The sequence below is a fragment of the Actinacidiphila alni genome, from assembly GCF_900112845.1.
GTDB lineage: Bacteria > Actinomycetota > Actinomycetes > Streptomycetales > Streptomycetaceae > Actinacidiphila > Actinacidiphila alni.
This window is the reverse complement of record NZ_FONG01000013.1, coordinates 150,091-163,305: the sequence shown is the minus strand read 5'-3', so window position 1 is coordinate 163,305 and position 13,215 is coordinate 150,091. Positions and strand designations below refer to the sequence as shown.

The following is a 13,215-nucleotide window of genomic DNA, read 5'->3' as shown; positions in this document are numbered from 1 at the left end:
CGTCCGTCCCGCGTCGCCGTCCGTTCTGACGCGGCGGCCTACTCCCCGGTCCCGTCGGCCGCGGCGAGCAGCGCCGCCAGGTCGATCTTCTTCATGCCGAACATCGCCTTCATGGCCCGCTGGCCGCGCGCGGTGTCCGGGTCGTTGAGCAGTTCGGCCATCCCGGCCGGCGCGACCTGCCAGGACAGGCCGTACTTGTCCTTCAGCCAGCCGCACGGTCCCTCGGAACCGCCCTCGGACAGCCTGGTCCAGTAGTAGTCGATCTCATCCTGGTCGGCGCACTCCACCTCGAAGGAGACGGCCTCGGTGAAGGTGAACTCCGGCCCGCCGTCGATCGCGAGGAACGGCTGTCCGTCCAGCTCGAAGGACACGGTCAGTACGGTGCCCGCCTCGCGCGGACCCGCCTCGCCGTAGTACGTGACAGCGGTGATCCGGGAGTTCGGGAACACCGAGATGTAGAACTCGGCGGCTTCCCTGCTCTGGGTGTCGAACCAGAGGTTGGGGGTGATCCTGGGCATCGCGGTCTCCTCGCGTCGGGCGCCGGCGCCCTCGCGCCGTCGCTTCACCTACTTCGACCGTGCCCGCACCGGAAACTCATCGCCGCCGCGGGCACTCCTTCCGGTGACCGTTGCGGAACTTAATAAAGCGCATTATCGTCGCGGGTGGCCGCCGCGTACAAGCGGTCGTCCACCGCGTTCTGGGGGCCCACCGCATGCAGCACGACCGCACGTCCGAGGGCAGGATCGACGCCCTGCTGGCGCGGATGACCGTCGAGGAGAAGCTCGGCCAGCTCCAGCAGCTCGCCTGGAACGGCGACACCGGACCGGGTGGCGGGCAGAATCACCTCGCCGAGGCCGCCGCCCGCAAGGGCGTCCTCGGCTCGGTGCTCAATCTGCACGGCGCCGCGCACACCAACGCGCTCCAGCGGATCGCGGTCGAGGAGTCCCGGCTCGGCGTCCCGCTGCTGTTCGGCTTCGACGTGGTGCACGGTTTCTGGACCACCTTCCCGATCCCGCTGGCGCAGGCCGCCGCCTTCGATCCGTCGGTCGCCGTACGGGACGCCGAGGTCTCCGCGGCCGAGGCCCGCTCCAACGGGGTGCACTGGACGTTCTCCCCGATGATGGACGTCACCCACGAGCCGCGCTGGGGGCGGATCGCCGAGAGCGGCGGCGAGGACCCGTATCTGACCGCGGTCCTCGCGGCGGCGAAGGTCCGCGGCTACCAGGGCGAGGACCTGGCGGACCCGCGCCGCGTCGCGGCCTGCGCCAAGCACTTCGCCGGTTACGGCGCCGTCGAGGGCGGCCGGGACTACAACACGGTCGACCTCTCCGAGCAGCGGCTGCGCAATCTCCACCTGCCGCCCTTCCGCGCCGCGGTGGACGCGGGTGCGGCCTCGGTGATGGCGGCGTTCACCACGGTCGGCGGCGTCCCGGCGCACGCCCACCCGCACCTGCTCACGGACGTCCTCAAGGGCGAGTGGGGTTTCGACGGCGTCGTGGTCAGCGACTGGGGCGGTGTGCGCGAACTGACGGTGCACGGCCTGGCCGAGGACGCGGCGGACGCGGCCAGGATCGCCTTCGGCGCCGGGCTCGACATGGAGATGGCCAGTACGCATCTGGCCGATCACGGCCGGGAGTTGCTGGACCGGGGCGACCTCGGCGCGGCACGTCTGGACGACGCCGTGCGCCGCGTCCTGCGGCTGAAATTCCGGCTCGGCCTGTTCGAGCGGCCGTACGCGGACGAGGCCGCCGCACTCGGCGGGCCGACACCCGAGTCCCGCGCGGCGGCCCGGTGGGCGGCGGCCCGCTGCACGGTGCTGCTGAAGAACGACGGGCCGGTGCTGCCGCTGGCCGCGACCGTACGGTCGCTGGCCGTCCTCGGGCCGTTCGCCGACTCGGCCGATCTGCACGGCACTTGGTCGGGTCCCGGCGAGGCCCGCTTCCCGGCGGTCACCGTGCTGGACGCCGTACGGGCGGCGGCGCCGGACGCCGAGGTGCGGCATGCGGCGGGCGGCGCCGAGGCGGTCGCGGCGGCCCGCGCCGCCGACGCGGTGGTACTGGTCGTGGGCGAACCGACCGCGGTCAGCGGCGAGGCGTCCTCCCGCGCCGACATCGGACTGCCCCCGGGTCAAGAGGAGTTGATCCACGCGGTCGCGGCGACCGGTACGCCCTTCGCCGTGGTGCTGGTCACCGGCCGGCCGCTGACCGTCGAGGGCTGGATCGACGCGGCGCCCGCCGTGCTCGCCGCCTGGCACCCGGGCATCGAGGCCGGGCACGCGATCGCCGACGTGCTGTTCGGCTCCGTCAACCCCGGCGGCAAGCTGCCCGTGACGCTCCCCCGCTCGGTCGGACAGCTCCCGCTCTACTACAACCACGAGAACACCGGCCGCCCCGCCGACCCGGACCGCCCGGACGCGCCCTTCGTCTCGTCCTACCTCGACACCGCGCACGGCCCGCGCTTCCCCTTCGGACACGGCCTGAGCTACACCGAGTTCGAGATCGGCGAACCCCGGCTCGCCGCCGGTACCGCCTCCGTGGCCGAACTGCGCGCGGGCGCGCACGTCGAGGTCACCGTCGCCGTACGCAACACCGGCCCGCGCACCGGCGACGAGGTCGTCCAGCTCTATGTGCACGACCGGGCCGCGTCGATCGTGCAGCCGGTACGGCGGCTGCGGGGCTTTCGACGCGTCACCCTCGCGCCCGGCGAGAGCGCCGAGGTGCGCTTCCGGCTCGGCGCCGACGACCTCGGCTTCTGGACCCACGACCCGGCGGGCCGGCACACCGTCGAGCCGGGCGCGATCGACGTGTACGCGGGCGGCAGTTCGGCGGCCCGCGCGCACCGCACGCTGATGCTCACCCGCTGACGCCGCCCTACCCGTCTCCGTACACCTGCTCCGTCCTCCCGCACGCACTCCGTGAAAGGGCTCCACCGCCATGCTTGTCGACTCCCCGCTGTCCGAACTGCGCGGCTACCGGCCGGAGCGCTCCGAGCCCGCCGACTTCGACGCCTTCTGGCAGCGCACCCTCGGCGCGGCCCGCGCCGCCGCCACGGCGCCCCGATTCGTGCCGTACGACTCGGGATTGCGGACCGTCGAGGTGTACGACGTCACCTTCTCCGGCTTCGACGGGCACCCGATCCGCGCCTGGCTGATGCTGCCGCGCGGCGCCCGGGGGCCGCTGCCCTGCGTCGTGGAGTACATCGGCTACAACGGCGGGCGCGGACTGCCGCACGAGTATCTGACCTGGTCGGCCGCGGGCTACGCGAATCTGGTGATGGACAGCCGGGGGCAGGGCAGCGGCGGTTACACGCACGCGGTGACCCCCGACCCCGCTCCGGCGGGCGACCCGGGCACGCCCGGCTATCTCACCCGCGGCATCGGCTCGCCCGAGACGTACTACTACCGGCGGCTGTTCACCGACGCGGCCCGCGCGGTCGACACCGCGCGGCAGCACCCGGCGGTCGACCCGGACCGGATCGCGGTGTACGGCGGCAGCCAGGGCGGCGGCATCGCCATCGCGTCGGCCGCCCTGTCCGAGGGCCTGGCGGGGGCGATCGTCGACGTGCCCTTCCTGTGCCACTTCCGGCGCGCGGTGGAGATCACCGACAACAGCCCGTATCTGGAGCTGGTCACCTATCTGCGCACCCAACGGCACCGCGCGGAGACCGCGTTGGGCGTGCTCGACTACTTCGACGGCGTCAATCTGGCCGCCCGCGCCACCGCGCCCGCGCTGTTCTCGGCGGCCCTGATGGACGCCACGTGCCCGCCGTCGACGGTCTTCGCCGCATACAACCACTGGGCGGGCGCGGACAAGGACATCCGGGTCTGGAAGTACAACGGCCACGAGGGCGGTGCCGCCTTCCAGACCGCCGAGCAGATCCGGTACCTCGCGAAGGTGCTGGCCTGACGCGCGGCGCTACGGGGTCCCGCCGCCGGCCGCCGACGCGGGCGGGTGCGGCGGGCGGCGCAGGAAGTCGTCGACCAGGCGGTCGGTGAAGGCCCGGTCGACGGGGTCGCCGGTGACCAGGACGCGGTGGTAGAGCGGCCCCACGAGCCGGTCGACCTCGAAGGCCAGGTCGAGCCCCGCGGACAGCTCGCCGCGGGCGATCGCGTTCTCCAGCGGGAGCCGGTCGCGGCGGCGCTGCTCGTCCAGGTAGCGGGCGCGCAGTACGGCGGCGAAAGCGGGGTCGTGCTGGGCGTGGCCGAGCAGGGCGCGGAAGACGGCGCCCGCGTCGGAGCCGGCCAGGAAGTCGGCCAGCCGTCCCAGGTGGTCGCGCAGGTCCGCGGCCAGGTCGCCGTGGTCGGCCGGGGTGAACGCCTCGGCCGCGTCCTGGAGGAAGGCGTCGAGCAGGATGTCGGTCTTGGTGTTCCACCAGCGGTAGATGGTCTGCTTGGCGACCCCGGCGCCGGCCGCGATGCCCTCGATGGTGACGCCCGCGAAGCCCTTCTCGACCAGCAGGTCGTCGGCCGCCTCCAGCACCGCCATCCGCGCGGCCTCGCTGCGGCCGTGCCGATTGCCGTGGTGCCGGACCGCCGTACCGCTCCCGGTCGCGGTCTCAGCCCCGGTCGCGGGCCCGGCGCTCGCGCTTCCTCGCTCCATGTCTGCCTCCACGGTGCCCAAGCGTAGGGCAGAATCTTCTAGACGCAACGCGACGGTCCGTCTAGCCTGGATCGTATGACACGGACCAGCACACCGCACGCCCCCCGGGCCATATCCGCCCGGGCCACGATCTCCGACCGCGCGGCCGAGGGCGGCATGGAAACCAGCCGCCGCCCGTGAGCGGCGCGCGCGGACCCGGGCCAGGGCGGGCGCCTCGCGGGATACGGCGGCTGGTGGCCGACCACGCCATCGACACCCGCCCGCTGGCGCAGCCCGTCTTCCGACGGCTCTTCATCGGCCAGGGCACGTCCTTCGTCGGATCGATGCTCACCCAGGTCGCGGTGCCGGTGCAGGTCTACCGCATCTCGCACTCCTCCTTCTACGTCGGCATGGTCGGCTTCGCCGGGCTGCTGCCGCTGATCGTCTTCGGCCTCTACGGGGGCGCGATCGCCGACGCCGTCGACCGCAGGAAGCTGTATCTGTGGTCCTCGCTCGGCACCTGGGCGGTGACGCTCGCACTGCTCGCGCAGACGGTGCTCGGCGTCCGCAGTGTCGGGCTCATCCTCGCGCTGGTCGCGGTGCAGTCCGCGGGCTTCGCCATGGCCAGTTCCGCGCGCGGCGCGATCGTGCCGCGGATCGTCGAGCCCGAGCTGATCCCGGCCGCCAACACCCTCAATTACGTGGTCGGCACCGTCGGCGAGGTGATCGCGCCGCTGATCGCCGGTGTCCTCGTCACCTTCCCGCACGGCTTCGCCTACGCCTACGGTGCGGACGCCGCCCTGTTCACCGCCGCCCTCTACTCCACCCTGCGGCTGCCCAAACTCCCGCCGGACCGTGCCGCCGCCCGGCTCGGCCTGCGATCCGTGCGCGAAGGGCTCTCCTTCATCGGCGGACGGCCCGTCCTCGTCATGAGCTTCTTCGTCGACATCTGCGCGATGATGCTCGCGATGCCGCGCTCCCTCTTCCCGGCCGTCGCCGACGCCCGGTTCGACGGCTCGGTCGGACTGCTCTACGCCGCCATCCCGATCGGTTCCGTCCTCGCCGGATTCGCCAGCGGCTGGATCGGCCGGATCCGCCGGCAGGGCGTGGTCCTCACCGGCGCGGTGCTCGTCTGGGGCGGCGCCATCGGGGTCTCCGGGCTCGCCCGGCAGCTCTGGCTCGTCGTCCTCCTGCTCGCCGTCGCCGGCGCCGCGGATCTCGTCAGCGCCGTGCTGCGGCAGACCCTGCTCCAGACGTACGCGCCCGACGAGATGCGCGGGCGCATGCAGGGCGTTCACACCGTCGTCGTCGCCGGCGGTCCCCGCCTCGGCGACCTTCGTGCGGGCACGATGTCCGCGGCTCTCGGTCCCGCGACCGCCTGGGCCTTCGGCGGCTTCGCCTGCCTCGCCATCGTCGCCCTCGCCGCTCCCCTCGTCCGCCCCTTCTGGACCTACGAAGCTCCGGCTCCGCCTAGGAAAACCCCCGCCCCCGCGGAAGTCGGCGCCTGATTCCCCTCCCCGGAAATGGGCCACCTTCCAGGGGCACGCCCCCTGTCCCCGCCCGTGCGGAAGACGTCCACCCTCGGGGTGGCGGCCCCTGTACCCGCACCATGCGGAGGACGTTCACCCTCAGAGGCGCGGCCCCTGTACCCGCCTCTCCGCGGAGAAGGGTGCCCCTTTAAGGGCGCGGGCACGCGGCGCTGCGCTGGCGGGAGCGGGTGCCCGATGGGGGCGCGGGGCGCGCCCTGCACTGTGCGGGGGACGTTCACCCTCAGGGGCGCGGCCCCTGTACCCGCCTCCCTGCCGAGAAGGGTGCCCCTCTTTAGGGGCGCGGGGGCTCGACGCGACGCTTACGGAAGTGGGTGCCCGATAGGGGCGCGGGGAACTGCGCGCCCAGCCGCAGCGGGCCTTCGGACAAAAAACCGCCCCCAGCGGGGCAGACGCTGTTTGTTGTGCCCCCACCGGCCGGTGGGGGCGGGCCGCGCAGTTCCCCGCGCCCCTAAAAGACCTGACTCACCGCACTCCGCAGGAGACCTCAGCCACCTGCCCCCGGAGGGGAAACCGCACTCCGCAGGAGACATCAGCCACCCCCGGCCAGGGGATCGCGCACCGCACTCCGCAGGAGATCGCGCACCCCCCGACAGGGGATCACGCACCGCGCTCCGCAGGAGGGGACCGTCCTCCGTGCGCGCGGGTATGGGCGGGGCCGGGGGTTGACCTTGACAGGGTGGCAAGGTTTTGGGTGGCGGCCGAGGAGGTGGTCCCGATGACCACGACGAAAGCCGACACGGCCAAGGCACTCCGAGCCTTGGAGGACACCCGCCCACAAGCCCGGCTGCAAGCCGCCCTCGCGATCGGCACGGCGCCCGAGCCGCCCTTCATCGACAAGCTGGTCGAACGCTGCGCGACAGAAACCGACTTCTTCGTGCGCGACATGCTGACCTGGGCCCTCACCCGCCACCCGGCGTCCCTGACGGTCCCGCGGCTGATCCGCGAACTCCGCTCGGACCGGGCGCAGGCGCGCAGCCAGGCGCTGCACACGCTCTCCAAGATCGGCGACCGCCAGGCATGGCCGGCGATCACCCGGGCCCTGCTGTCGGACCCCGACGACGAGGTGGCGCGCAGCGCCTGGCGGACCGCGGTCGTGCTCGTCCCGGAGGGCGAGGAGCGAGCCCTGGCCGGGCTCCTGGCGACGCAACTCGGGCGCGGCGAGCACGAGACGCGGCTGAGCCTCGGCCAGGCCCTGGCCGCGCTCGGCGACGCGGCGGTCCCGGCCCTGCGTGCCGCCGCGTCAGCCGCGCGTCCTGACGTACGCGTGCACGCTCTCGCCGTACAGCGGCTGCTGCGGGACCCCGACGCCGGATTCGCGTCGGCGATCGAGGAGGCCAAGCGCGTCGTCGCACTCGCCGGAGCCCCCACGGCGGACGATTGAGCCTGTGTTGATCGGTGAGGTGGCCGCACGGTCCGGGGTCAGTGCCCGCATGCTCCGGCACTACGAATCGCTGGGCCTCGTACGGCCGTCCGGCCGTACGGGCTCCGGCTACCGGGAGTATTCCGCGCAGGACATCCGGCGGATCTTCCACATCGAGAGCCTGCGGTCGCTGGGCCTGTCGCTGCGTGCGATCGGGCGCGCGCTCGACGATCCCGCGTTCGCGCCCTCGGCGCTCGTCGCCGACCTCGTCCGTGAGACACGCGACCGTATCGCGGCCGAGACCGAACTGCTCACCAAGCTCCGGCGGATCGAGGCCGCCGACCCCGCCGACTGGGAGGACGTGCTCCAGGTCGTCGCCCTGCTGCGGGCGCTGGGGTCGAAGAGCGCAGGGACGCGCCAGCGCGCGGTCCTCTCCGCGGGCGGCGGCGTTCCGGTGCCGGTGGACGCCCTGGTCGAGGCGGTACTGAGTGAGTCGGATCCCCATGTCGCGGGCGCCCTGCGGTGGGCGTTGGCGCGATCCGACGACGATCCCCTGGCACTGCTGGCCGAGGGCCTCGGCTCACCCGAGGCGGCGGTGCGGGAGCGTGCCGTCCGGGCCCTGGCCGAACTGCCCGGCGAGGGGGGAACCGCACTGCTGCGGGACGCCCTCGCGAGCCCCGACCCCGTGGTCCGTGGCCAAGCGGCCCTGGCACTCGGCACGCGGGGTGCGGCCGATGCGCTCCCCGCGCTCATCGACATGATCGTGGTGGGCAGGAACGACACCGACGCGGCCGACGCCCTGAGCGTACTGGCGGGCGACACCGCGGCGGCGGACCGGATCGCGACGGTGCTCGTCGACCGCCTCGCGGACGACACGACCGGGGCACCCGCACGCGGGCGGCTGACCCAGGCGCTGGCCGACATTCCGGGGCCGACGGCGGCACACGCCCTCGTGGAGCTGTCGCACGACGAGGACCGTGCGGTCGCGCTGACCGCCACGTATCTTCGCCGGCTCCGCGACGCGGACCGACCAGACGGCCCGCGCGGCGCCGTCAGAGAGTGACCCCCGGACGGAGTCCGCAGTCCAGCGTGGAACGCAGCGGCGCCGACTCCGGTTCCGCGAGCAGCCGGAGCAGCAGGCGCACCGCCTCCTGTCCCATCTCGCGCCGCGGGATGTGGATCTCCGCCAGGTCGGAGACCTGCGGCTGCTCGGGCGTCCCGCTGAGCCCGACGAGCGCCAGGTCCCCGGGCACATCGAGTCCCGAGGCGACGGCGGCCTGCCGGATCTCGGCGGCGTCGGTGCTGACCTCGACGATCAGAGCGGTGATCCCCTGGCGCGCGATCCGCGCGAGGAGCGCCGGCACATCAGCGGCCACCTCGTCGGTCTCGATGTCCCCCGCGGGCGCGCCGAGCGTGATGACGGGCGCTTCCTCGGAGCTGAGCCCGAGCGCGGTGCGGGCGGCGCGGAATCCGGCGCGGCGCCCGGGGATGCCCTCGAACCCCTGGGCGCTCTGGACCAGGGCGATCCGCCGGTGCCCGCGCCCGGCGAGCCCGGTGACGATCGCCGAGGTGCCGCCGAAGTAGTCGGCGGCGACGTACGAGAGGTCGATGCCGGGAATCTCGCGGTGGCCGACGAAGACGAAGGGGTACGCCTCGTCGGTGAGCCTGGCCAGTTCGCCCGCCGACTCGTTGACCCCGATGAGGACCGAACCGTCGGCGAGCTGGAGGCTGTTGAGGCCGCCGGCGAAGATCGACCGTTCCTGGTGCTCGTCCTTGGAGCCGGTGACCAGCAGCAGGTTGTAGCCCGCCCGCTCGGCCTCCTCCTCGATGCCGATGAGGAATTCGTAGTAGAAGTCGCGGCTCTCCAGCGGGAAGATCGGCTGGTAGGTGAAGACCCCGACCAGCCGGTTGCTGCCGCGGGCCAGATTGCGGGCCGCGATGTTGGGCACGTAGCCCAGCTCCCGTACGGACTGCCGCACCCGGTCGCGGGTGGCGTCGCTGACCCGGATCGAGCCGTAGTCCCTGCCGTTGATGACGGAGGAGACGATGCCCGTCGACACTCCGGCGTGCCGGGCCACGTCGGCCTGGGTGATCTTGCGACGCCCGGTGGAGCCGCCCGTGCGCTTGGCCTTGGTCATGCCCGCCCCCGATCTGTGTCCGTGAGCGTCGTCCGAGAGCCGGAATCTCCGCGGTCCACTCCGTTGACACCTTAGCGTAACCGCCCTAAGTTAACCGCATTGGTTGATGCGCTTTATCACTGCGAAACACACGCCGCCCACAGGCGTCCCCGCAGGCGCGTCACCCCCACACGTTGTGTTCTGCGGACGGGCCGGCGCATGCCTGCGGGAGCGGGCGGCGGCGGCCGGAGTCCCCCGGCGGAAAGGTTCCCCATGACGGTGCAGGAGACGGATGTCCTGGTGGTCGGCGGCGGTCTCGGCGGCGCTGCCGCCGCCCTCGCCGCCGCCCAGCTGGGACGTCGCGTCGTACTGACCGAGGAGTCCGCGTGGCTCGGTGGCCAGATGACCTCGCAGGCCGTACCACCGGACGAGCACCCGTGGATCGAGACGCAGGGCGCCACCCGCAACTACCGGCGGCTGCGCAACAACATCCGTGACTACTACCGGCGCACCTACGACCTCAACGCGGACGCCAGGGCCGCCCCGCTGCTCAATCCGGGCGGCGGCGGGGTCAGTCCGATCTGCCACGAGCCCCGGGTCGGCGTCATCGCGATCGGGGAGCTGCTGGCTCCGTACCAGGCCGACACGCAGCTGACCGTGCTGCTGGAGCACGAGCCGGTCGCGGCCGAGACCGAGGGCGACCAGATCACCGCGGTCACGCTGCGTTCCCGGCTCAGCGGTGAGGAGGTCACCGTCACCGCGCCGTACGTCCTGGACGCGACCGAACTGGGCGATCTGCTGGAACTCGCCGGTGTCGAGCACGTCATCGGCGCCGAGAGCCGGGACGACACCGGTGAGCCGCACGCGGTGGACGGCCCGGCAAGACCGCTGGACCAGCAGGCGTTCACCTGGTGCTTCGCCGTCGACTACCACCCCGACGGCGACTTCACCGTGGACCGCCCGGCCGACTACGCCTTCTGGCGCGACTACCGGCCGGACTTCTGGCCCGCCAAGCTGCTGTCCTGGCAGGACGTGATTCCGCAGACCCTCGCCCCGCGCCGCGAGGCGATCTTCGAGCACCCCGACTCGCCGCGCGGCCATGTCACCGCCGACCGGTGGAACTTCCGCCGGATCTTCTCCGCGGCGCACTACGCGCCGGGCCGCTACGCCAGCGACATCACGATGGTCAACTGGCCGCAGATCGACTACATGGCGGGCCCGCTGCTCGGCGTGGACGAGCCGACCAGGGCGCGTCATCTGGCGGCGGCCCGGCAGCAGAGCCTGTCGTTCCTGTACTGGATGCAGACCGAGGCGCCGCGGCTGGACGGCGGCACCGGTTATCCGGGGCTGCGGCTGCGCGGCGACGTGCTCGGCACCGACGACGGCCTCGCGATGCGGCCGTACATCCGCGAGTCGCGCCGCGTCCTGGCCGAGCTGACCGTGCTCGAACAGCACGTCGGCGTGGAGGCCAGGGCGCTGGCGGGGCTGCCCGCGGGTTCCGAGGTCTACCCGGACTCCGTCGGGGTCGGCTCGTACCGGATCGATCTGCACCCCAGCACCGGTGACGAGGACGGCCCGCGCACCTACATCGACATCGCCGACCACCCGTTCCAGATCCCGCTCGGCGCGCTGATACCGCGGCGCGTGGAGAATCTGCTGCCCGCCAACAAGAACATCGGCACCACCCACATCACCAACGGCTGCTACCGGCTGCACCCGGTGGAGTGGAACGTCGGCGAGGCGGCCGGAGCGCTCGCCGCGCACTGCCTGAACACCGGCGCCACGCCGCGCAAGGTCCGCAACGACCCCGCGCTGCTCGCCGACTTCCAGCAGCTGCTCACCGGGACGCTGGGCTTCCAGCTCGGCTGGCCCGAACACATCCGTACGGCGCACAGATGACGCGCCCGTCCCACCACCCGCACGGAAGGCCCGCCGCCATGGCATCCCAGACTGGTCCCTCCCGCCGCACGTTCCTGGCCGCCGGTTCCGCGGTGGCCGCGGGCGCGGCCGTACCGCTGCTCTCGTCGTGCTCCACCAGCAGCGCGACGAAGGACACCTCGGCGAGCGACGCCAAGGCCGAACTGCCCACGTACGCGCCGGTCACCGCGGTGCGCCCGGACCTGCCGGCCAGTCCGCAGGGCTCCATGCCCGGCTATTTCAGCTACCCGCGCAACCCCAAGCCCGCCTTCCCGACGCCGCCGCTCGAAGGTCTGGACGAGGTCAGCATCATTTATCCGACCTACAGCGCGGTCCCGCCCAAGCCCGGGAACAACGCCTTCTGGCAGCGGCTCAACAAGGGCGCGGGCGCGGATCTGAAGATCACCCTGGCGACCGGCGGCGACTACCCGACCAAATTCCAGACGCTGATCGCCGGCGGCGACCTGCCCGACATCGCGGGCTTCCCCGTGCCCACCCCGGACCAGCCGCAGGTGATGTCGCGGCTCTTCGCGGACCTCGGACCGTATCTGTCGGGGGACGCGGCCAAGGAGTTCCCGTATCTGGCGAACATCCCTACCGCATCGTGGAAGACGGCGGTCGCCAACGGGACGATCTACGCGGTGCCGCAGCCGCGCGCGCTGCCCTCCAACCCGCTGTTCGCCCGCGTCGACCTCATCCAGCAACTGGGCGCGAATCCGGAGCCGAAGAGCTACCAGGAATTCCTCCAGCTGATGAAGGACGTCACCGATCCCAAGAAGAGCCGCTGGGCGTTCGCGGACGTGTGGGGCATGGTCACGCACCTGCAGATGATGCTCGGCGCGCCCAACGTCTGGGACAACAGCACCGGCACCTTCACCAGCACCTGGGCCGACGAGCGGACCAAGCAGGCGCTCGGCATGGTGCGGGACATGGTCAAGCAGGGCCTGTTCCACCCGGACGCGGCGTCCGCGACGGCCCAGTTCACGCCGCTGCGCGAATACTTCACCAGCGGCAGGACGGTGATGACCAGCGACGGCTACGCGGCCTGGGACATCTTCGGCCAGCAGATCGGCTACGACAAGGTGACCGCGATGGTCGAGCCCAAGCACGACGGCGGCGGTGACGCCCGGCACTTCGGCGGCACCGGCAGCCAGGGCCTGACCGTGATCCGCAAGGGCCTGGGCGAGAAGAAGACCCGGGCGCTGGTGAATCTGCTCAACTGGCTGTGCGCGCCGATCGGCACCCAGGAGCACCTCTACCGCAAGTTCGGCGTCGAGGGCACCGACTTCACCTGGAAGGACGGCATGCCGACGCTCACCGCGAAGGGTTCGCGGGAGCTGGTGGACGTGCAGTACATCACCGACGCGCCGACCATCCTCGGCCCCGGTCAGAAGGCGACGGTCACCACCCAGCACGCCTGGCACACCCGGGTGACCGCCGGTCTGCTCCCCAACCCGGCGGTGGGCCGCTACTCGGACACCAACAGCCGCAAGGGCTCGCAGCTCAAGAAGATCACCGACGACGCGCAGCTCGACATCGCCTTCGGCCGGCAGCCGCTGTCCCACTGGGACGACGTGGTCAAGCAGTGGCGGTCGACGGGCGGGGACAAGATGGCCGCCGAATACTCGCGGTCCACGGCCTGACCCGCCCGCGTCCGGTCCCGCACGGCCGCGTGCGGTGCGGGACCGTACGGC

Annotated in this window: 10 protein-coding genes; 7 read left to right on the top strand and 3 right to left on the bottom strand. The window is 72.5% G+C overall.

Annotation, left to right across the window (positions count from 1 at the left end):
• Positions 1–38 precede the first annotated feature (38 nt).
• Entirely contained in the window at positions 39–518 is a 480-nt protein-coding gene (locus BM076_RS22105; protein ID WP_093715393.1) for a VOC family protein, read from the bottom strand.
• 194 nt (positions 519–712) lie between these two features.
• Here BM076_RS22105 and BM076_RS22100 point away from each other — a divergent pair, with 194 nt between their 5' ends.
• Positions 713–2,863 carry a glycoside hydrolase family 3 N-terminal domain-containing protein gene (locus BM076_RS22100; RefSeq protein ID WP_093715392.1) on the top strand — a complete coding sequence of 717 codons (2,151 nt, stop codon included), beginning with the start codon at positions 713–715 and terminating at the stop codon, positions 2,861–2,863.
• A gap of 70 nt (positions 2,864–2,933) precedes the next feature.
• Positions 2,934–3,905, top strand: coding sequence for an acetylxylan esterase (locus tag BM076_RS22095; protein WP_093715391.1), 972 nt, complete (start codon positions 2,934–2,936; stop codon positions 3,903–3,905).
• A gap of 9 nt (positions 3,906–3,914) precedes the next feature.
• On the opposite strand, the gene BM076_RS22090 is transcribed toward BM076_RS22095, so the two are convergent.
• Complete coding sequence (locus tag BM076_RS22090; RefSeq protein ID WP_093715390.1) at positions 3,915–4,598, bottom strand: TetR/AcrR family transcriptional regulator; 684 nt, start codon at positions 4,596–4,598, stop codon at positions 3,915–3,917.
• 233 nt (positions 4,599–4,831) lie between these two features.
• Between BM076_RS22090 and BM076_RS22085 the strand changes: the two genes are divergently transcribed.
• From BM076_RS22085 to BM076_RS22075, 3 genes are all read left to right on the top strand, one after another.
• On the top strand, positions 4,832–6,085 hold the full coding sequence (locus BM076_RS22085; RefSeq protein ID WP_245796212.1) for an MFS transporter: 1,254 nt from the start codon (positions 4,832–4,834) through the stop codon (positions 6,083–6,085).
• 757 nt (positions 6,086–6,842) lie between these two features.
• Positions 6,843–7,508 (top strand): HEAT repeat domain-containing protein, encoded by a 666-nt coding sequence (locus BM076_RS22080; RefSeq protein WP_093715451.1) that lies wholly within the window; start codon positions 6,843–6,845, stop codon positions 7,506–7,508.
• A 4-nt stretch (positions 7,509–7,512) separates the two neighbouring features.
• Positions 7,513–8,550 carry a HEAT repeat domain-containing protein gene (locus BM076_RS22075; protein WP_093715388.1) on the top strand — a complete coding sequence of 346 codons (1,038 nt, stop codon included), beginning with the start codon at positions 7,513–7,515 and terminating at the stop codon, positions 8,548–8,550.
• Here BM076_RS22075 and BM076_RS22070 read toward each other — a convergent pair.
• Complete coding sequence (locus BM076_RS22070; protein ID WP_093715387.1) at positions 8,540–9,625, bottom strand: LacI family DNA-binding transcriptional regulator; 1,086 nt, start codon at positions 9,623–9,625, stop codon at positions 8,540–8,542. The genes BM076_RS22075 and BM076_RS22070 overlap by 11 nt on opposite strands.
• A gap of 252 nt (positions 9,626–9,877) precedes the next feature.
• Here BM076_RS22070 and BM076_RS22065 point away from each other — a divergent pair, with 252 nt between their 5' ends.
• Positions 9,878–11,503, top strand: a complete 1,626-nt coding sequence (locus tag BM076_RS22065) for an FAD-dependent oxidoreductase (protein ID WP_093715386.1) — start codon at positions 9,878–9,880, stop codon at positions 11,501–11,503.
• Positions 11,504–11,541: 38 nt separating this feature from the next.
• Positions 11,542–13,164 (top strand): type 2 periplasmic-binding domain-containing protein, encoded by a 1,623-nt coding sequence (locus tag BM076_RS22060; protein WP_143120608.1) that lies wholly within the window; start codon positions 11,542–11,544, stop codon positions 13,162–13,164.
• The last annotated feature ends 51 nt before the right edge of the window (positions 13,165–13,215 follow it).

Bases quoted from the DNA above. Each gene is read 5' to 3' on its own strand.
- BM076_RS22105 (WP_093715393.1), bottom strand. From the start codon at position 518: ATGCCCAGGATCACCCCCAACCTCTGGTTCGACACCCAGAGCAGGGAA.
- BM076_RS22100 (WP_093715392.1), top strand. From the start codon at position 713: ATGCAGCACGACCGCACGTCCGAGGGCAGGATCGACGCCCTGCTGGCG.
- BM076_RS22095 (WP_093715391.1), top strand. From the start codon at position 2,934: ATGCTTGTCGACTCCCCGCTGTCCGAACTGCGCGGCTACCGGCCGGAG.
- BM076_RS22090 (WP_093715390.1), bottom strand. From the start codon at position 4,598: ATGGAGCGAGGAAGCGCGAGCGCCGGGCCCGCGACCGGGGCTGAGACC.
- BM076_RS22080 (WP_093715451.1), top strand. From the start codon at position 6,843: ATGACCACGACGAAAGCCGACACGGCCAAGGCACTCCGAGCCTTGGAG.
- BM076_RS22070 (WP_093715387.1), bottom strand. From the start codon at position 9,625: ATGACCAAGGCCAAGCGCACGGGCGGCTCCACCGGGCGTCGCAAGATC.
- BM076_RS22065 (WP_093715386.1), top strand. From the start codon at position 9,878: ATGACGGTGCAGGAGACGGATGTCCTGGTGGTCGGCGGCGGTCTCGGC.
- BM076_RS22060 (WP_143120608.1), top strand. From the start codon at position 11,542: ATGGCATCCCAGACTGGTCCCTCCCGCCGCACGTTCCTGGCCGCCGGT.